This is a genomic window from Erwinia sp. INIA01, assembly GCF_025947915.1.
Taxonomy (GTDB): domain Bacteria; phylum Pseudomonadota; class Gammaproteobacteria; order Enterobacterales; family Enterobacteriaceae; genus Erwinia; species Erwinia coffeiphila.
This window is the reverse complement of the sequence record NZ_JAPDNC010000003.1, coordinates 321,398-339,570: the sequence shown is the minus strand read 5'-3', so window position 1 is coordinate 339,570 and position 18,173 is coordinate 321,398. Positions and strand designations below refer to the sequence as shown.

The window sequence follows — 18,173 nt, the reverse complement described above, 5'->3', positions numbered from 1 at the left end:
GGAATAATTGATGACCCAGGACACCCAGGACGCTCCGCGCCGCAAGCGCACCGACGAAATTGTCGATGCGATTAAAGAAACCATTATTCGCGATAACCTGGTGCCGGGCGACCGGCTGCCGCAGGAAAAAGATCTGGCTCAGCACTACGCCGCAGGTAAAGGCACGGTGCGTGAAGCGCTGAAATCACTGGAGGTGCAGGGCCTGATCCGCACCAAAACCGGGCCGGGCGGCGGCGCGTTTATCGAGTCGATGACCGAAACCCGCGCCATGAGCCTGCTGTCCAACTATCTGTTCACCCGCGAGCTGTCCATCGGCAATATCTATGCCCTGCGCAAAGCGCTGGAGCCGATTGCTGCCGTCAGCGCGATCCACGCTATCGACGAAGCCGGTTTTGCTCGATTAAATCAGCTGATTGCCGTTTACGACCATCCTCCGGCCGATGAAGACGAGCGCTGGGCCCAGCGCATGGCGGAGCTGGATTTTCACGGCGTGGTCGCCAGCTATGCCGATAACGTCCTGCTGGCGTTTCTCTGCCACTTCTTGCAGCGGCTGCTGAAAGACCTGGCGGTATGCAAAGATATTTATCAGCGCCCGGAGCCTGTGGAGCGCCGGGTCGGGATTGATTTTCAGCGCCGCCTGATCGATGCGATGCGCCGCAAGGACGCCGGAGAGGTGGAAGCGATTATGCAGGCACATATGCAGCACGCCGAGGCGTCAATGCTGGCGCTGGAGGCAACGCTGGAGGAGCGTTTTCTGAGCGACAGCGTTTAGCCGCCTCCCGTAACCGACGAGTCAGATAAACCGGTAGCTGACAATATACCCACCGAGGTTACCGAGCCGCTTCTCCACCCGCAGCGCGCGGGCCGCGGGTGGAATGTCACTGTCGCTGGCGCAGAATTCGATATGACGCCGCAGGTCTACATCAAAGTAACGAATCCCCGCCGGGCAGCGGCTGAATCGCGAACTGGCGGGGCCGGGATGCTCCACCGTAAATGCCACTTCGCTCTGCACCGGGCGGCTGGCGGTCAGATATACCCACATCTCCGGCACATTAAACAGGGTAATGAAGGCAAAGACGGCCACACCGGCAAAGGTTTTCAGCAGCGCCACATTGCCTTCATCCACCTCCGGGCCACGGAGAAAATGCCGCCAGGCAGCAAAAAGCCCGATAATGCAGGCCACGGAGACGGTTATCAGCCCGTTATACTCCCCTTCGCGCAGCCAGACCCGGCGCGTCAGCCACAGGCAGGCCATCATCCAGACCAGCCAGAGGCACATTCCCGTGATAAAGAGATGATAGATCCTGTTCCGTTTTTCGAAGTACACGTTGCGGTCCTGTTCGTGTCTGCCGGTCCTGTCGGACTGAAAAAGAAGGAGTTCTGAGTATCGCGCATCGGCAAAACATCGTAAACCGGCTATGCGGTTGAACCATGTCAGTCGTCGGCCAGCTCACCTGCCGGTGGCACTACCCGCACCAGATGGATCATCAGGTACAGCAGTTCGTCGCTGGTCAGAGTCACCTGCAGCAGATTCAGCACATATTCGGCGATCAGCTGACTGGCGCGATAGTGGTCGGGGTACTCGCCGCGCACCTGTTCGAAGATGAAGTCGTCTTTCGTCGCGATCTGCCGCCGTTCGATCATCCGCTGGATGAAAAACTGCAAATGGGTGAGAAAGCGCTGATAGTTCAGCGAGTCGCGATCGATCTCCACGCGGAAGTGATATTTGATGATATTGAAGATATCTTTCAGCATCTTCACCGACAGCAGCGTGGATTCCATATTCAGCACGTCGGTTTGCCCGTTCACCAGATGGAAGGCGATATTGCCCGCCTCCTCTTCCGGCAGAGTGATGGACAACCGCTGATTCAGCGTGTTGACCGCCTGCTGCGCCAGCGCGAATTCACGCGGATAAAAGCGTTTAACCTCAAACAGCAGGCGATTCTGGATGGCGATGCCCTTATGAAAACGCTCAATGGCAAAGCTGAGGTGATCCATCAGGGTAAAGAACAGCTGCTCGCTGAGGCGACCGTTCAGCCCGACGTTAGCCTGGTCGATCAGCGACTGCACCAGCGGCGGCAGGTATTCCGGCGAGTTCTCAATCACCCGCAGATAATCGCGCGCGGCCTGGCTGTTCTGTACTGCATAGATTTTCTCAATTTTCTGCGGATCGAGATCGTCGCCGGGCCGGCTGCTAAAGCCCAGCCCTTTTCCCATCACAATCACATCTTCTTGGCCGGGGGTACTGGCTAACACCAGACTGTTATTCAGTACCTTCACTACCGTCTTTTTTTCCATTGTTGCCACCCGGCCATTGTCTGCTGCGTGTTGTTTTACAGGCTCTGTCCGTTGCTGGCAATCACCTGCTGATACCAGCCGAAGCTCTGCTTGCGAATGCGCTTCAGATCTTTCAGATCGTGCTCGCCGCGATTAACGTAGATAAACCCGTAGCGTTTGCCGTAGCCCTGATGGGTACTGACCACATCAATCGCCGACCACGGACAGTAGCCGATCACCTCAACGCCATCCGCCAGCGCCAGCTGAAGCTGCGCAATATGCTGGCGTAAAAAGTCAATGCGGTAGTCGTCGTTAATCACCTCGCCCGCTTCCAGCTCGTCCGGCGCGCCGATACCGTTTTCGGTGATCAGGATCGGCAGGTTGTAGCGCTCCCAGGTTTTGCGCAGCGTCAGACGCAGCCCCACCGGGTCGACCACCCAGCCGTATTGGGTTTTGCCGACGAACGGATTTTCCGCCGCGCGATACACGCCGGGTTCGCCTAACATAATCTGCTGATCCCCGGCTCTGGCGCTGATATCCGAGGCGTCGCCCCGGCTGGCGGCGATGGTGGCCGTGGAGTAGTAGTTGATCGCCACGTAGTCCGGCCTGCCCTGCAGCAGGATCGCCGCATCCCCTTCCGCAACGTCCGGCGCAATATCGCGGTCCAGCAGGTAGCGCCAGGCCAGCGAGTTGTAGCGGCCGTGCACCGCCACATCGAGGAAATTCCAGCCGCGCAGGGTTTCCCAGTTATGCGCCGCAATGGCATCTTCCGGTTTACAGGTTTCCGCATACATCGACGTGGTGTTGATCGCCGGGCCGATTTTCGCCGCTGGCAGCAGGCGGTGACAGAGCGCCATCACCCGCGCCTGGGCCAGCATCATATGGTGGTTCTGCTGCCACAGCGATTTTGCCGTGGGCATTACGCCGCCCTCCGGCAGGCCAATCGCCCCCGGATGCAGGATCATGGTGTTCTGTTCGTTGATGGTCAGCCAGTAGCGGACCTTTTCGCCAAAGTGCGTAAACAGCGTGCTCGCGTACTCCACAAAAGCGTCGATGGTTGCCCGGTTGTTCCAGCCGCCCTGCTGCTCAAGGCACCACGGCAGATCGAAATGGTACAGGGTGACGATCGGTTCAATGCCGTGGCGGTTCAGCTCATCAATCAGCCGTTCATAGAAAGCCAGCCCGGCCGGATTCACTTCCCCGACGCCACCGGGGAGGATGCGCGTCCACGCAATCGAGAAGCGATAGGCCTTCAGCCCCAGCTCAGCGAACAGCGCAACGTCCTCCATCACGCGATGATAGTGATCGCTGGCTACGGTAAAATCCGCCGTTTCCGCCGCGTGCTGACACATATCAATCACCGACGGGCTTTTGCCGTCTTCGTTCCACGCGCCCTCAACCTGATAGGCCGAGGTCGAAGCGCCCCATAAAAAATCGGCTGGAAATGGTGCTGTCTGACGATAAATCATGCTGTGGTCTCTCCGTGTTGACTGTTCAGGGCCAGCAGATCGGCCCCAGTGGCGATCTGGCCGTCAGCAAGGGCTTCAACCGCCCGATACTCCTCGCTGTTGACCACCAGTACCGGGGTGATCGGGTCATAACCGGCGGCAATAATCGCCGCCAGATCGAAGCTCACCAGTTCGTCACCCGGGCTGACGCGGTCGCCAACCTGTAACGAAGAGGTGAAGTACTGACCGGCCAGATTGACCGTATCAATACCGATATGAATCAGAATTTCTGCCCCTTCGTTTGATTTGATGCCCACCGCGTGCTTAGACGGCAGGAAGGTCACCACTTCCCCCGTTACCGGGGAGAGCAGCACGCCGCGATCAGGGATAATCGCCACGCCCTGGCCCAGCAGGCCGAGGGAGAAGACGTCGTCCGGCACCGAGGAGAGCGGCACAATACGGCCGCTGAGCGGGCTGCGCAGCGTTTCCGACTTCTGCGGGTGAGCCGCTGGCGTGTCAGTGTTTGTCACCGGCGTGGCGATGGCTGAAGGGGAACCATCAGAAGGTGATAAATCATCTCCCCCTTCCGGCTGCGGATCGTCAAAGCCGAGGAACCAGGTCAGCGCAAAGGTCACCACGATGGCGATGGCGCAGGTGATCAGCGCATGGACGATATTCATCGGATTGTCGCCGATAAACGCGGGCAGTGCGGCCAGGCCCGGTGAAACAAACGCATAGCGCACCACGCCGCTCAGCCCGGCATAAATTCCGGCGCAGCCGCCGCCGATCATCGCGGCAATCAGCGGGCGCTTCAGCTTCAGCGTCACGCCGTACAGCGACGGTTCGGTGATCCCCAGCAGCGCAGTGAAACCGGCGGACGACGCCAGCTGCTTCAGATCTTTATTTTTAGTTTTCAGCGCTACGCACAGCGTCGCCGCACCCTGCGCAATGTTGGAAGCCAGCATGCCGGGACCGTTGATGGTTTCAAAGCCCTGGCGGGTCAGCTGGGCGGTGGCAATCGGCGTCATCGCCCACGCGGTGCCGGTGATCACCAGGAAAGGTTGCAGACCGCCCATCAGCATCGGGATCAGCCAGCTGGCCTTACCGTTAATCACCGCCGCGCCCGCAGCGACCAGATCGTTAAGCAGGATGCCAAACGGCCCTACCACCACCAGCGCCAGCGGTGCCGTCACCAGCAGAACAATCATTGGTTTGATAAAGAACACCAGCATCGACGGCGAGACTTTCTCCGCGAAGCGCTCCACCCACGACATCAGCCAGACGGTGAAAATAATCGGCAGCACCGAACCGGCATAGTCCGCCAGCCGCACGTCAATGCCGATAAAGGTAATGTCGCCGCCTTTTGCCAGCATCTGCGCCAGGTTCGGGTGCAGCAGCGCCCCGGCGATGGTCATCGCCAGAATCGGGCTACAGGCAAATTTAATCGCCGCGCCGTAGGCCAGCAGCACCGGCAGGAAAAAGAACGCGGCGTCGGCAATGGTATCCAGCAGCTGATAGGTGGTGCTGCTGGCACTGATTAACCCGCAAAGCTTGAGAATAGCCAGCAGCGCCTTGATCATCCCCGCGCCGGTAATTGCCGGGATCACCGGAGTGAAGGTGGTGGAGATCACGCTGATAATCTGGCTGAATATGCCGCTTTTTTTCGCCGCCGTGTTTCCGCTGGCAGGCTGCGCGTTCAGCGTGCCGATTTCCGACATCAGCGTGCGATAAGTCTGCTGTACCTGATTGCCGACCACAATCTGAAACTGGCCGCCGCTTTCCACCACGCCGATCACCCCCGGCAGTTTTTCAATCGCCTGCGCGTCAACTTTGGCGCGATCGTTGAATTCCATGCGCAGCCGCGTCGCGCAGTGGGTGAGCCTGCTGATATTGTTTTTGCCGCCGCCGAGCGACAGGATTTGATGGGCGAGCTGTTTATAATCCACTGTTTTCCCCGGAAAAAAACCAAAAAAAAAGACCAAAATAAAAAATGCGCCTCGCGGTGGAGGAACATTTTTATTTTGGTCTTGCCTGCTTTACCAGTGACACGCCTTAATAAAAATCACGGCAACCTGTAAAGCTCGTTGCGTGGCGATTATCAACAGAGCCGGTGCAGGCTGGCAATCCCCGGAATGCAGTAATGCGATCTGGCTCGCAACTTTCACGCCACGCCGCCGCCCCCTTTGCCGCCTTCTGGAAATTTCTGACCGCTTTCATGTGATTGTGATCAAATTCTGGAAGGTTGCGATTGACAATGCTGCCGCTAAAAAATAGCGTAGCGGCATTCTGATATCGATTTCATACATTATGACTGCAACCATTAAAGATGTGGCAGAGCACGCCGGACTGTCGGTCACTACCGTCTCGCGCTTTCTGAACAATCACCCTTACATCTCCGAAGATAAGAAAGTGCGTATCCTCGCGGCGATGAAGGCGCTGGACTACGAGCCAAGCACCGCCGCCCAGCAGATGCGCGGGGTGAAGTCGCACCGCATCGGCATTCTGGTGTCGCGGATCACCAACCCCTTCTTCGCCAATCTGGTGGATGCGCTGGAAGTGACGGCGCGCAAAAACGGCTATTCGGTGCTGATCGTGCAGAACCACGACAGCGTGGGGGAAGAAGCCAACTGCCTCGACCTGCTGAAGAAAAAGATTATTGATGGCCTGATCCTCTGCTCGGTGGAGAGCGATAAAGCGGTGCTGGAAAAATATCAGCAGCACGGCCCTATTCTGCTGTGCAACACCCGCGTGGACGGTTCGGATCTGCCGGTGGTGCGGGTGGATGATGAAGAGGCAACGTTTAGCGCGATTGGCTATCTGCTGGAACAGGGTTACCAGAAAATCGCCTACTGCACCGGCGGTGATTTCCTGCAAAAAGGCCACGGCGAGCGCCGTAACCGCGGCTTCCTGAAAGCGATGGCAGCGGCGGGCAAAACCGTTGATGACACGCTGATTTTCCGCAGGCTGCACACCTACAAAGACGGCATCCGCCTGGCGGAACAGCTGGCGGCGCTGCCCCCTTCCGCACGGCCCGACGTGGTGTTTACCGGCAGTGACGATGTGGCCTGCGGCCTGGTCACCTGGCTGACCAACCATGACATTCGGGTGCCGCAGGATATCGCGGTGGTCGGTTTCGATAACCTGCCGGTTTCCGAAATGGTCAGCGTGCCGATTACCACAGTGAACCAGCCGGTGGACAAGCTGGGTCAGTTCTCGGTGGAATATTTGATTGCCCTTATCGCCGGTAAACCCTACCGCTACAACAGTGACGATCTGAAAGCGGAACTGGTGCTCAGAAAGTCGGCGTAAATTTTTTTTATCACAATGTGGTATCGATACCACATCACAGAGGTGGACATGTTAAAGCAGCAAGCAGGCCAGGATAACGCCTGGTGGAAAGAATCCGTGATTTACCAAATCTATCCGAGGAGCTTTAAGGACAGTAATAACGACGGGATTGGCGATCTGCCGGGGATTATCGAAAAGCTGCCCTATTTGCAGTCGCTGGGCGTGACGATGCTGTGGATTTCGCCGTTTTATCTGTCGCCGATGGCCGATAACGGCTATGACATCGCCGATTACTACGCGGTGAACCCGGAGTTCGGCGAGATGCGCGATGTGGATACGCTGATCGACAAAGCCGCCGCGCTGGGAATTAAAATCATGATCGACCTGGTGGTGAATCACACCAGCGATGAGCATCAGTGGTTCCGGCAGGCGCTGGCCGATGCGGATTCCCCCTATCGCGATTATTATCTGTTCCGCCCGGCGGTCAACGGCCTGCCGCCGAATAACTGGCGCTCGATTTTCGGCGGCAGCGCGTGGGAAAAAGTGCCGGGGGAAGAGACGTATTACCTGCACGTGTTCCACAAGAAGCAGCCCGATCTGAACTGGGAAAACCCGCAGATGCGTGAGGCGATTTACCGGATGATTAACTGGTGGCTGGAGAAAGGCGTGGCCGGATTCCGCGTGGATGCGATTACTTTTATCAAGAAAGATGCCGACTATGCCTCCGTGCCGGTCGACGGCGTTGACGGGCTGGGGTCGATCAAAAGCAAGGCGCGCAACCGCCCCGGCATTGACGTGTTTCTGAACGAGCTGAAGGAAAACACCTTTGATAACTATGCCTGCGTTACCGTCGGCGAAGCGCCGGGCGTTCCCTATGCGGAGTACGGCCAGTTTATCGGCGAGAACGGCTACTTCGATATGATTTTTGACTTCCACGCGGCGGATATTGATGTGGAAAACGGCTCGGAGTGGTTCCGTCGCCGCGACTGGACGGTGGCCGAGTTTCGCGAGGCGCTGTTCGACAGCCAGAACGCCTTTGCGCAGTGCGGCTGGGGCACCAGCTTTATTGAGAATCACGACCAGCCGAGGGCGCTGTCGAAACTGGTTCACCCGGATTACCAGAACGATATCGGGGCGAAATGCCTGGCGGCGATGTACTTCTTCCTGCGCGGCACGCCGTACATCTATCAGGGCCAGGAGCTGGGCATGACCAACTTCTGCCGCAGCGATATCAGCGAATTCGACGATATCTCCAGCATTGATAACTATCATCGTGCGCTGGCGGAAGGCTTCTCCGAGCGGCAGTCGCTGGCGTTCGTCAATCACCGCTCGCGGGACAACTCGCGTACGCCGTTCCCGTGGGACAACTCGGTGAACAGCGGATTTAATCAGGGGGCGAAACCCTGGCTGGCGCTGTCGGCAGAGGACGCGCTGATTAACGCCGCCGCACAACAGCAGGATGCGGATTCAGTGTTTGCCTTCTACCAGCAGCTGATTCGCCTGCGCAAAGCGTATTCCAATGCGCTGATCTGGGGCGATTTTATCCCGCTGGAAACCGCCTCGCCGAAAATCATCAGCTATCAGCGCCGCACGGCGAGTGAATGTTTTACTTCTGTCACTAACCTCAGTCACCACGCAGTTGATTATAAAATACCGGAGGGCGATATTATCGTTAATAACTACCCGCAGCTCAGTTCATCATTAAAGCCTTATCAAAGTATTCTTATCAAGGGAACAACCCAACATGAATAAATATAAAAACATTGCCGTTGAGCTGGTGAATATCATTGGCCGGGAAAATATTATTTCCGCCACCCACTGTGCCACCCGCCTGCGATTACAGATAAAAGATCGCGGCCTGATAGACGATGAGAAAATAAGAAACGTCTATGAAGTCAAAGGCGTATTTTTCAACTCGGGGCAATATCAGGTTATTCTCGGCACCGGGATTGTGAATAAGGTTTACGCCGAGTTTATGCAGGCGTTTAATATCAGCGAAGTCAGCAAGGATGAAATGAGTCGCCAGGGCAGCAGCTCACTACAGGCGGGAATCCGCCATCTCTCGGATGTATTTGTGCCGATCGTACCGGTGCTGGGCGCAACGGGCCTGTTCCTTGGGCTGAAGGGCGTGCTGTTTAACGATACGGTGCTGGCGTGGTTTGGTGCCAGCACCCTCGCTCTGCCCGCTTCGGTGACCACTTTGATGACCGTGCTGTGCGATACGGCCTTTGCTTTCCTGGCGGCGTTTATCTGCTGGTCGGCGTTTAAGAAGTTTGGCGGCACGCCGATTATCGGTTTTCTGATCGGGCTGATGCTGGTTTCCCCCGCCCTGCCCAACGCCTATTCGGTGGCTTACGGCAACGCGCAGCCGATTTATCTCTTCGGTTTTATTCCGCTGGTTGGCTATCAGGGATCGATACTGACCGCGCTGATCACCGGCATTATCGGTGCGAAGCTGGAGAAGGTTTTCCGCCGGATTATGCCTGACTCGATGGATCTGATCTTCACCCCGTTCCTGGTGATCCTTTGCGCCGTGGCGATTGCGCTGCTGGTGCTCGGCCCGCTGGTGCACGGCTTTGAGCACTATGCGGTGATGGCTATCCAGCAGTTTCTCGCGCTGCCTGCCGGTATCGGCGGCCTGCTGATTGGCTTTATCTATCCGATTGCGGTGATGACCGGCATGCACCATATGTTCATTATGATTGAGACCTCGCTGATCGCCGGTACCGGCTTCAACCCGCTGATTACCGTCTGCGCGATGTACGGTTTCGCCAATGCCGCCGTATGCCTGGCGATCTCCCTGAAGTCGAAAAACGTGGCGTTTAAAACCGCCGGGATCTCGGCAACCGTGACCCAGCTGCTGGGCGTTTCGGAACCTGCGCTGTTCGGTTTCGTCATGCAGTCCGGTATGCGAGCCATTGGCGTAATGCTGTGCAGCTCGGCGCTGGGCGGCATGGTGCTCTCCCTGCTGTCGATTAAAGCGAACTCCTACGGGTTGGCGGTACTGCTGTCGCCGCTGATGTACCTGTATGACCGCTATCAGTTTATTACCTATATCACCGTTGGCGTGGCCGTGGCCGTCTTCGCCTTTATCTGCACGCTGCTGTTGGTCAGGGTGGATAATAAAAAACGATAATAAATCACAGACCGATGCCATAAACCCTTTGCCGTAATCCTTTGCTGTAAACCTTATTAATGGCGACCCCTATGCCCTGAATACTGATATTCGGAGCAGGGTGACTCACAGGTATAAATGATGAAAATAGCACTTCTTACTTTCTGTACCCTGGCCTGTACTTTACCTGCGCACGCAGCGGAATTAACCCTGGCGGAAATTAACGCCCGACTGGAAAAAGTAGAGGCGGAGCTCAAGCTTTCACAAAATAAATTAACCCAGGCTGAAAATAAAATAGCCGTCGCGGAGAAACGAGCCAGCGACGCGGAATTAAAAAATAAAAACAGCAAGAGCGATATTATTAATGACGATACCGAAATTAAATTCGGCGGCTACGCCCGCACCGGTATTCTGAGCGGCAAACAGGGCACCACCACCACCGTCGGCCCATCACTGACGCCCGCGGGCAGCACCGGCGGCAGCGTGGGCCGCCTGGGTAACGAAGCTGATACCTACGTCACCGCCGACTTCGACTACAAGCGCCACTACGCCAACGATTCAAGCTTCCGCTACTACATGAAAATTGCCGAGTGGGACAAAACCTATAACACCGACAGCGCGTTTAACGGCCAGATGAACCTGCGCCAGGCGTTTGTGGAGATGAGCGATCTGCCCACCTTCACCGGCGCATTCAGCGGCTCAACGCTGTGGGCGGGCAAGCGCGAGGACCGGGACAACTTCGATATCCACTGGCTGGATTCGGACATGATGAACCTGATCGGCACCGGCGCGGGGATTTACGACGTGAATTTCTTCGGCGACGTGAAAACCAACCTGTCGGTTTACGGGCGTAACTTCAACGACATCGACGCGATGGAAAACGTTGAATATAACAACATGACCGGGGCCGATAATACCTTTATCCAGAACTACACCTTCTCGCTGAACAACCGCGTCGGCGGCTGGCAGTGGATGCTGAACGGCCTGTACTCGAAGGAGAATGACAAGCGGATCAACGACGGCCTGGCGCAGGATAACGCCGCCTCGCACGGCTTCAACACCATGCTGGCGTGGCACGGCGACAGCTTCTACGGCCTTAACGAAGGCTCGACCAAAACCGTGCTGCTGTACGGCAAGGGGCTGGGGGCCGAGGTGCGCGGGCCAGGATCGGATGGCTATCTGATCGACGATGCCTGGACGGTGAAGTTCGCCACCTACGGCATGACCCGGCTGAGCGACAGGCTGAGCATTGCCCCGCTGCTGGTGGCGCAGAGCAGCAACAGCCGCTACATCGAATCCGACCACTATGACTGGGTTACGCTCAACTCGCGGCTGATTCAGGAGATCAATCAGAACTTTGCCCTACAGTACGAGGCCAGCTATCAGTATATGGATATCGATCCGAAGGGCTTTAACGGCAATAAGCCGGTGTCCGGCAGCTACTACAAGCTGACCTTCGCGCCGACCTTTAAAATGCAGAACGTCACCGACTTCTTCGAGCGGCCGGAGATCCGTTTCTTCGTCACCTGGATGAACTGGGACAAAAATCTGGATAACTACTCTTCAACCGATACCTTCGGCAACGCGGGCTATCACAGCGGCGGTTCGCTGATGTTCGGCACCCAGCTGGAAACCTGGTTCTGAGGCTAACCCGCTAACGCTAACGGGGCTGAGTTCAGTTCATCAGCCCCTTCATGGCGGCAATAAATTCCTCCGCCGGGCGCGACCCCAGGCTACGCGCCGTGACCGCCGCCATCACCGAGACCTCAAGCAACGGGCGGAAAGGCCGCACCGCCAGCCCCCGGGTATCGATCTCCAGCAGCGAGAAGCGATCCACGATGGTCACACCGCCGCCGTGCTTCACCAGATTAATCGCCATGCTGTAGCGGTTGGTTTCTACCGCCGCCACCTGCCGCTGGCGAAACTCCGGCACCACCTCGGCAATCATCGCCACCAGCCGGGTATCGGTAGTGATAAAGATCAGCTCGTGCGGGGCAATGTCCTGCCAGTTCACTTCCGCCTGCTGCGCCAGCGGATGCCCTTCCGGCAGCACGCAGACCATTTCCCCTGCGCTCACCCGCAGCGGATCGTCCGGCGCGCCGTGGCCCGGTTTAACCACAAAGCCAAGATCGTAGCGCCCCTCTTCTACCGCCTGTTCGATTTCATGATTGACGCACATATCGACCACCACGCCGAAGTCCGGGAACGCCTCGCGAAAGCGGGCCAGCGCCTGTGGTAACAGGTTCAGCGCCAGCGCCGGGGTGGCGCACACCCGCAGCTGCCCGACGCGGTAACGGCGCAGATGCTCCACGAAGCGGTCGAACCGCACCCGATCCTGATGCACGCGCAGCGCTTCCTCATACAGCTGGGCGGCCTCCGGCGTCGGCTGCATCTTGCCGTTATAGCGGTCGAACAGGCTGAAACCCATCTGCTGTTCAGTCAGGGCCAGACTTTTACTGACCGAGGGCTGGGACATGGCTAACTGCTGTGCGGCGGCGGTAACCGAACCCGACTGGACCACGTGGATGAACACTTCCATCTGCTTCGGCGTCATGAATAAACCTGCTAACGATATGCGTATTATGCATTTGGGATATATGCACTACGGGTTATAGAATCCATAATTATATTCACTCAGGAGTATAAAATGAAACTTTTTACATCACGTTTGATGTCGGCGTTTTTGCTGATACCAGGGTTCTTTTTCGGTCAGGCTTCGGCGGCGGATGCCGTCAGCATTGACACCATTCTGCCTTCCCACACGCTGCGCGTAGGCGCGGTCAACGCCCCGCCGTGGTATCAGAAGGATCTGCTGACCAATCAGTGGGTCGGACTGGTTCCCGATGTGGTGCAGGCGCTGACCAAGGGCACCGATATTAAAATCGAGTACGTCGATACGCAATGGGGCACCGCCGTGGCCGGTTTGCAGTCGGACCGTTTCGATATTTTAGGCGGCTTTAATAAAACGCCGGAAAGAGCAAAGGCCGCCGACTTTACCCGTCCAATGGGTTCACACCAGATGGGCATTCTGACCCTGCAAAAAGAGACTAAAAAGTTCGAAAAGTGGGACACCATCAACAGCCCGGACGTGAAGGTGGCGGCGATTGACGGCTCGGCGGCGGCAACGCTGTTGCAGCCGCAGGCACCGAAAGCGCAGTGGATCATCGTACCGGACAGCGACAATATGCTGCTGCAGATGGAGAGCGGCCGTGCGGATGCGGTGGTGAACAACGATATCCAGATGGCGCAGTACGTCAGCAAGCGACATCAGGGTACGGTGATTATCCCCACGCCGGTGAAAGAGCAGCCGACCAATATCGGCCTGCGCCAGCAGCGCCCCGAGCTGAAGGCCTGGCTGGATAGCCGTCTGGAACAGCTGGAAAAAGACGGCACGCTGAACGCCATCTGGAAGAAATACACCCTGTCGGCGACGCAGAAGTAATGCGTAATAACGTCTCTGCACCGCTGCTGGTGGTCGACGGGCTGAAAAGTCCTTCGCCGGAAATACCATTATCGATGATGTCTCCTTCGAGGTTCGCCCCTCGGAGGTGATCGGGCTGATTGGCCGCAGCGGCGCGGGGAAATCCACGCTGCTGCGCTGCCTGAATATGCTGGAAACGCCGGACGGCGGCCATATCCGGCTGGCGGATGAAGAGATCGGCTTTCAGGGCGCGTCGCGCAGGCCGGTTAGCCGCCGGGTTCTCGCCCGCCAGCGCGCCAGAATGGCAATGGTTTTTCAGCATTTCAATCTGTGGCCGCACCGCACGGTGCTGCAAAACGTCATTGAAGGCCCGGTACAGGTGCTGAAGCAGCCAAAGCAGCAGGCCAGCGCCCGCGCCATGCAGCTGTTGGAACGGATAGGGCTGGCCGATAAGGCCCACAGCTTCCCGGTGCAGCTTTCCGGCGGGCAGCAGCAGCGGGTATCTATCGCCCGCGCGCTGGCGATGGAGCCGGAGGTGATTCTGTTTGATGAACCGACCTCGGCGCTGGACCCGGAAACCGTTGGCGAAGTGCTGGCGGTGATTGCCGAACTGGCTAAAAGCGGCACCACGCTGATTGTGGTGACCCACGAAATGCGTTTCGCGCTACAGGTGTGCAGCCGACTCTTGCTGCTGGACGGCGGCAGGCTGGTCGACGAAGCCACGCCGCAGCAGATCTGGGCGGACGACAGCCATACGCAGATCCGTAATTTTATGACCCTTTCCGGGGTGTCTGCGGAGGACATTCTCTGATGCCGGTTTATCACTGGGATTTCTCCGTCCTGCTGCAATATCACGCCATTCTGCTGGACGGCATGCTGATGACCGGCAAAATCGTTGCGGCATCGGTCACGCTGAGCATTATCGGCGGCATGATCCTCGCTCCGCTGCGCGGTGCCTCCAGCCGTCTGGTGCGCTTCCCCGCTCAGGGGTTAATTGAAGTGGTGCGCTCCGTGCCGCCGCTGGTGCTGATCGTCTGGGCCTATTACTGCCTGCCGATCCTGTTTAGCCTGACCTTCTCCTCCTACTGGACCTGCGTGCTGGCGATAGCACTGTACGGTAGCGTGTTTTTTGCCGAGATTTTTCGCTCCGGCTTACAGTCGGTCGATCACGGACTGGTGGAAGCCGGGCTGTCGGTGGGCATGACGCCGCTGAAGGTGCTGCTGCGCGTGACCGGACCGGTGGCGTTTTTACGCATACTGCCCGCGTTTGTCAGCCAGTGCGTAATGTCGATTAAGAACTCGGTGCTGGCCAGCTATATCGCCACCGGCGAACTGCTCTATCAGGGGCAGCGGCTCAGTACCGCCACCTTCCGCCCGCTGGAAACGCTGACCTTTGTCGCCCTGTTTTTCGTGGTGACCATTCTTCCCCTTTCCCTGCTGGCAAGCTACGCCGAGAGAAAGATCCGTACCCGCTATTTTAAACGTTAATCGCTATGACAACTTCCGTAACCGGCGAGCTGGTGGCCTTTGCCACCGCGCTTCGCGCTCAGGACATCCCTGAATCCATCCAGCATAAAGTCAGCCTGCATCTGCTTGACGCCCTCGCCTGCGGCTGGGCGGCCTGCGACAGCCCGGTGATGCAGCCAATCCTCGCCGCCGCAAAACTTTCCGGCGGCAGCGGCGGCAGCTTTGTGTTCGGCCAGGCCGACGGCTTCAGCCCGCTGGCCGCCGCTTTCGCTAACGCCAGCCTGATTAACGGCCTGGATCACGACGACGGCGTGGAGATCGACGGCAAAGGGCTGGGCCACCCCGGCGCAACGCTGGTGGCGGCGGCGCTGGCGGCGCTGGATCTGCGCGAATCACCGATCGCCGGGGCGGAGCTGATTACCGCCCTGACCGTCGGCTTTGAGGTTAACAACCGGCTGATTCAGGCGATCCAGCCGTCGGTGGCGCGCTTTAATCAGGTGTACGGCGTGGCGCAGCATCAGTCGATTGGCGCGGCGCTGGTCGCCGGACTGCTGCTGGATCTGGACGCGGAGCGGCTGCATCATGCCGTCGGACTGGCGGCGGCGCTGACGCCGCTGCCCAGCCTGCATAAATACAACTGGCAGCAGCGCCCGCTGCTGGCGCTGAAGGACGCGGTGGCCCCGGCGGCGCAGGCGGGCGTGCAGGCGGCGATTATGGCCCACTGCTGCATCACCGGCAGCCGGGATGTACTGGACGGTGAGCAAGGGTTCTGGCGGATGATCGGCTCGGACTGCTTCCGACCGGAGGTGCTGACCACGGAATTAGGCAAGCACTGGTATGCCGGATACGGCAGCTTCAAGCGCTATCCCGCCTGCCGCTGGCTGGCCTGCGCGCTGGAAAGTATGGACGACGTGATGGCGCAGACCGGTTGGCAGGCCGGGGAGATTGAACGCATCGAGGTGCAGACCTTCCCCCGGCTGGTTGACGATATGATGGACCGCACACCGCGCAACGCCACCGACGCCCAGTTCAGCCTGCCGTGGACGCTGGCCGCCGTTGCGCTGCGCCTGCCGCCGGGCGCAGAGTGGTACAGCCCGCAGACGCGCGGATCGGCGCAGATGTCGGCACTAGTGGCGAAGGTGACGGCGCAGATCGATGAGGAATTTACCGGGCGGATGTGCGGCCCGGCGCGGCAGCCGGGGGCACGGGTGATCGTGCATCATCGCGGCGGGGCCAGCGTACAGCAGGAGCGCTATACGCCGCTCGGCAGTGCCGATCGCCCGCTGGACGAGGCGGAGATTATCGCCAAGGCACGGCGGAATATCGCCGGTCATCTGCCGCCGTCGACCGCGCTGATTGAGGTGCTGACCGACGTAGCGGCACTGTCCGCGACCCGTTTTGATTCTGCCCGCCAGCTGGCCGGGGGGCAGAGATAAAACGTCATCCTTTGCTTAGCACTGAGGGGAAAGGTGCGCGTTGTCCCAGAACTTCAGGCCGCCGGACAGATGTAAACTTTACTCCGCGCGGCAGACAGAAGTGCAAATAAATACTTTACTCCAGCGCCTCAAACTTCAGCTGGCTGAGCGGCTGCACCTTATCCTCACGCACCATTTTGTATTCGGTGTCCGGCCCCAGCCAGCGGTTCCAGATGGTATCGATTTCGCCGCTCTGCTCCATCTTCGCCAGGCTGTCGTTCACTTTAGCCAGCAGCGCCTCGTCGCCCTTCTGCATCCCTACCGCCACCGGCTCCAGCGCCATCGGCTCTTTCAGGATCGCCAGATTAACGCCGTCGGCTTTGGCGCGGTTAACCAGCTGGGTGGCGGTCATGCCGTTAGTGACAAAGCCTACCGATTTATTCTGCTGCAAAGCCAGATACGCCGAAGCGGTATCCTGGAAAGTGACCGGCTTCGCCTGCGCCAGGCGGATCGACTGCTCGGAGGTGGAGCCTTTGGTGGAGCTGAGGCGTTTGCCTTTGAAATCGGCGCGGGTTTTCGCCGCGTTGGCTTCCTTCACCACCAGCACTTCTTTGGCGATGTAGTACGGATCGCTGAACTGGATCTGTGCGGCGCGGCTTTTGGTGTAGGCGAGGTTGGCAATCAGCACGTCAACCCGACCGGTGGTCAGCACCGCAATACGTGCCTCCACCGATACCGGCATCAGGTTGACTTTTACCCCCAGCTGCTGCGCCAGCGCGTTGCACAGGTCAACATCCATCCCGGCCAGCTGGCGGGTTTTGACATCCGACGAGGAGAACGGCGGCACATCAGCATACACGCCACAGTTCAGCTGGCCGCGGCTGCTGATATCAGCAAGGGTATCGGCACTGGCGGGCAGTGCGGCACTGAGCATTAACGGCAGACAGAGTGACAGCAGCGGTGTAGTAATTTTTCTCATGGTTTCAGGCTCCGTTTCGATTTCAGTGCTGACGCAGGTCGGTGAGGAAACGCTGCGCGCGTGGATGCTGCGGGCGGTTAAAGAAGGTTTCCGGCGCGGCTTTCTCCAGGATTTTTCCTTCATCCATAAACCAGATGGTGTCTGCCACCTCGCGGGCAAAGTTCATTTCGTGAGTCACACACATCATGGTCATCCCCTCGTTCGCCAGGCTGCGCATCACGTTGAGCACCTCGCCAACCATTTCCGGGTCCAGCGCCGAAGTCGGTTCATCAAACAGCATCACCGGCGGCTTCATCGCCAGCGCCCGGGCAATCGCCACGCGCTGCTGCTGACCGCCCGAGAGCTGCGCGGGCCAGGCGTTCGCCTTGTGCGCCAGCCCCACCCGCTCCAGCAGCGCCAGCGCATGCTGCTTCGCCTCGCTGCGCCGCTCGCCCAGTACCTTCACCGGAGAGAGCATCACGTTGTCGATCACCGACAGGTGCGGAAACAGATTAAAGCTCTGAAAGACGAAGCCGATACGCGCACGCAGTCGGTTTTGCTGGGTGCTGGCCCCGTGAATATCCAGACCGTCGAAGACGATCTGCCCCTGCTGGATCGGCTCCAGCCGGTTAACGGTGCGGATCAGCGTGGACTTGCCGGAGCCGGACGGTCCGCAGACCACCACCACCTCGCCGCTGTTCACTTCCGCATTGAGGTCGGCGAGCGCGTGATAGGCGCCGTACCATTTATTAACCTGGTTAAAGCGAATAATCGGATTCATGCC

Annotated in this window: 16 protein-coding genes; 9 read left to right on the top strand and 7 right to left on the bottom strand. The window is 58.5% G+C overall.

What is annotated here, in order from left to right:
- Window positions 1-10 precede the first annotated feature (10 nt).
- Window positions 11-772: a FadR/GntR family transcriptional regulator gene (locus OMR58_RS07130; protein ID WP_264545562.1), complete on the top strand. Its 762-nt coding sequence runs from the start codon at window positions 11-13 to the stop codon at window positions 770-772.
- 21 nt (window positions 773-793) lie between these two features.
- Here the strand turns inward: OMR58_RS07130 and OMR58_RS07125 are convergent, their stop codons facing one another.
- The 4 genes from OMR58_RS07125 to OMR58_RS07110 all read right to left on the bottom strand — a co-directional run bounded on the left by OMR58_RS07125 (window position 794) and on the right by OMR58_RS07110 (window position 5,671).
- Window positions 794-1,279: a hypothetical protein gene (locus OMR58_RS07125; RefSeq protein WP_264545561.1), complete on the bottom strand. Its 486-nt coding sequence runs from the start codon at window positions 1,277-1,279 to the stop codon at window positions 794-796.
- 155 nt (window positions 1,280-1,434) lie between these two features.
- A complete protein-coding gene (locus OMR58_RS07120) occupies window positions 1,435-2,298 on the bottom strand; it encodes a PRD domain-containing protein (RefSeq protein WP_264545560.1) in 864 nt (287 codons plus the stop codon).
- A 35-nt stretch (window positions 2,299-2,333) separates the two neighbouring features.
- Window positions 2,334-3,746 carry a glycoside hydrolase family 1 protein gene (locus tag OMR58_RS07115; RefSeq protein WP_264545559.1) on the bottom strand — a complete coding sequence of 471 codons (1,413 nt, stop codon included), beginning with the start codon at window positions 3,744-3,746 and terminating at the stop codon, window positions 2,334-2,336.
- Entirely contained in the window at window positions 3,743-5,671 is a 1,929-nt protein-coding gene (locus OMR58_RS07110; RefSeq protein ID WP_264545558.1) for a beta-glucoside-specific PTS transporter subunit IIABC, read from the bottom strand. Before OMR58_RS07110 ends, OMR58_RS07115 begins: the two co-directional genes overlap by 4 nt.
- Window positions 5,672-6,032: 361 nt before the next feature.
- Here OMR58_RS07110 and OMR58_RS07105 point away from each other — a divergent pair, with 361 nt between their 5' ends.
- From OMR58_RS07105 to OMR58_RS07090, 4 genes are all read left to right on the top strand, one after another.
- On the top strand, window positions 6,033-7,034 hold the full coding sequence (locus OMR58_RS07105; RefSeq protein ID WP_200561102.1) for a LacI family DNA-binding transcriptional regulator: 1,002 nt from the start codon (window positions 6,033-6,035) through the stop codon (window positions 7,032-7,034).
- A gap of 48 nt (window positions 7,035-7,082) precedes the next feature.
- Window positions 7,083-8,765 carry an alpha-glucosidase gene (locus OMR58_RS07100; RefSeq protein WP_264545557.1) on the top strand — a complete coding sequence of 561 codons (1,683 nt, stop codon included), beginning with the start codon at window positions 7,083-7,085 and terminating at the stop codon, window positions 8,763-8,765.
- Window positions 8,758-10,149, top strand: coding sequence for a PTS transporter subunit EIIC (locus OMR58_RS07095; protein ID WP_264545556.1), 1,392 nt, complete (start codon window positions 8,758-8,760; stop codon window positions 10,147-10,149). The genes OMR58_RS07100 and OMR58_RS07095 overlap by 8 nt, the downstream gene beginning before the upstream one ends.
- A 117-nt stretch (window positions 10,150-10,266) precedes the next feature.
- Complete coding sequence (locus OMR58_RS07090; RefSeq protein WP_200561096.1) at window positions 10,267-11,772, top strand: carbohydrate porin; 1,506 nt, start codon at window positions 10,267-10,269, stop codon at window positions 11,770-11,772.
- A gap of 31 nt (window positions 11,773-11,803) precedes the next feature.
- Here OMR58_RS07090 and OMR58_RS07085 read toward each other — a convergent pair whose 3' ends face one another.
- A complete protein-coding gene (locus OMR58_RS07085) occupies window positions 11,804-12,682 on the bottom strand; it encodes a LysR family transcriptional regulator (RefSeq protein ID WP_264545555.1) in 879 nt (292 codons plus the stop codon).
- A 93-nt stretch (window positions 12,683-12,775) separates the two neighbouring features.
- Here OMR58_RS07085 and OMR58_RS07080 point away from each other — a divergent pair, with 93 nt between their 5' ends.
- The 4 genes from OMR58_RS07080 to OMR58_RS07065 all read left to right on the top strand — a co-directional run bounded on the left by OMR58_RS07080 (window position 12,776) and on the right by OMR58_RS07065 (window position 16,452).
- Entirely contained in the window at window positions 12,776-13,570 is a 795-nt protein-coding gene (locus tag OMR58_RS07080) for a substrate-binding periplasmic protein (protein WP_264545554.1), read from the top strand.
- A gap of 67 nt (window positions 13,571-13,637) precedes the next feature.
- Window positions 13,638-14,360: an amino acid ABC transporter ATP-binding protein gene (locus tag OMR58_RS07075; protein ID WP_444861302.1), complete on the top strand. Its 723-nt coding sequence runs from the start codon at window positions 13,638-13,640 to the stop codon at window positions 14,358-14,360.
- A complete protein-coding gene (locus OMR58_RS07070) occupies window positions 14,360-15,037 on the top strand; it encodes an amino acid ABC transporter permease (RefSeq protein ID WP_264545552.1) in 678 nt (225 codons plus the stop codon). The genes OMR58_RS07075 and OMR58_RS07070 overlap by 1 nt, the downstream gene beginning before the upstream one ends.
- A 5-nt stretch (window positions 15,038-15,042) precedes the next feature.
- Window positions 15,043-16,452, top strand: a complete 1,410-nt coding sequence (locus OMR58_RS07065) for an MmgE/PrpD family protein (RefSeq protein ID WP_264545551.1) — start codon at window positions 15,043-15,045, stop codon at window positions 16,450-16,452.
- Between the two features lie 115 nt (window positions 16,453-16,567).
- Here OMR58_RS07065 and OMR58_RS07060 read toward each other — a convergent pair whose 3' ends face one another.
- Both OMR58_RS07060 and OMR58_RS07055 read right to left on the bottom strand, forming a co-directional pair.
- Window positions 16,568-17,410: a transporter substrate-binding domain-containing protein gene (locus tag OMR58_RS07060; RefSeq protein ID WP_264545550.1), complete on the bottom strand. Its 843-nt coding sequence runs from the start codon at window positions 17,408-17,410 to the stop codon at window positions 16,568-16,570.
- A 22-nt stretch (window positions 17,411-17,432) separates the two neighbouring features.
- Window positions 17,433-18,170 (bottom strand): amino acid ABC transporter ATP-binding protein, encoded by a 738-nt coding sequence (locus tag OMR58_RS07055; RefSeq protein WP_105591467.1) that lies wholly within the window; start codon window positions 18,168-18,170, stop codon window positions 17,433-17,435.
- Window positions 18,171-18,173: the final 3 nt, after the last annotated feature.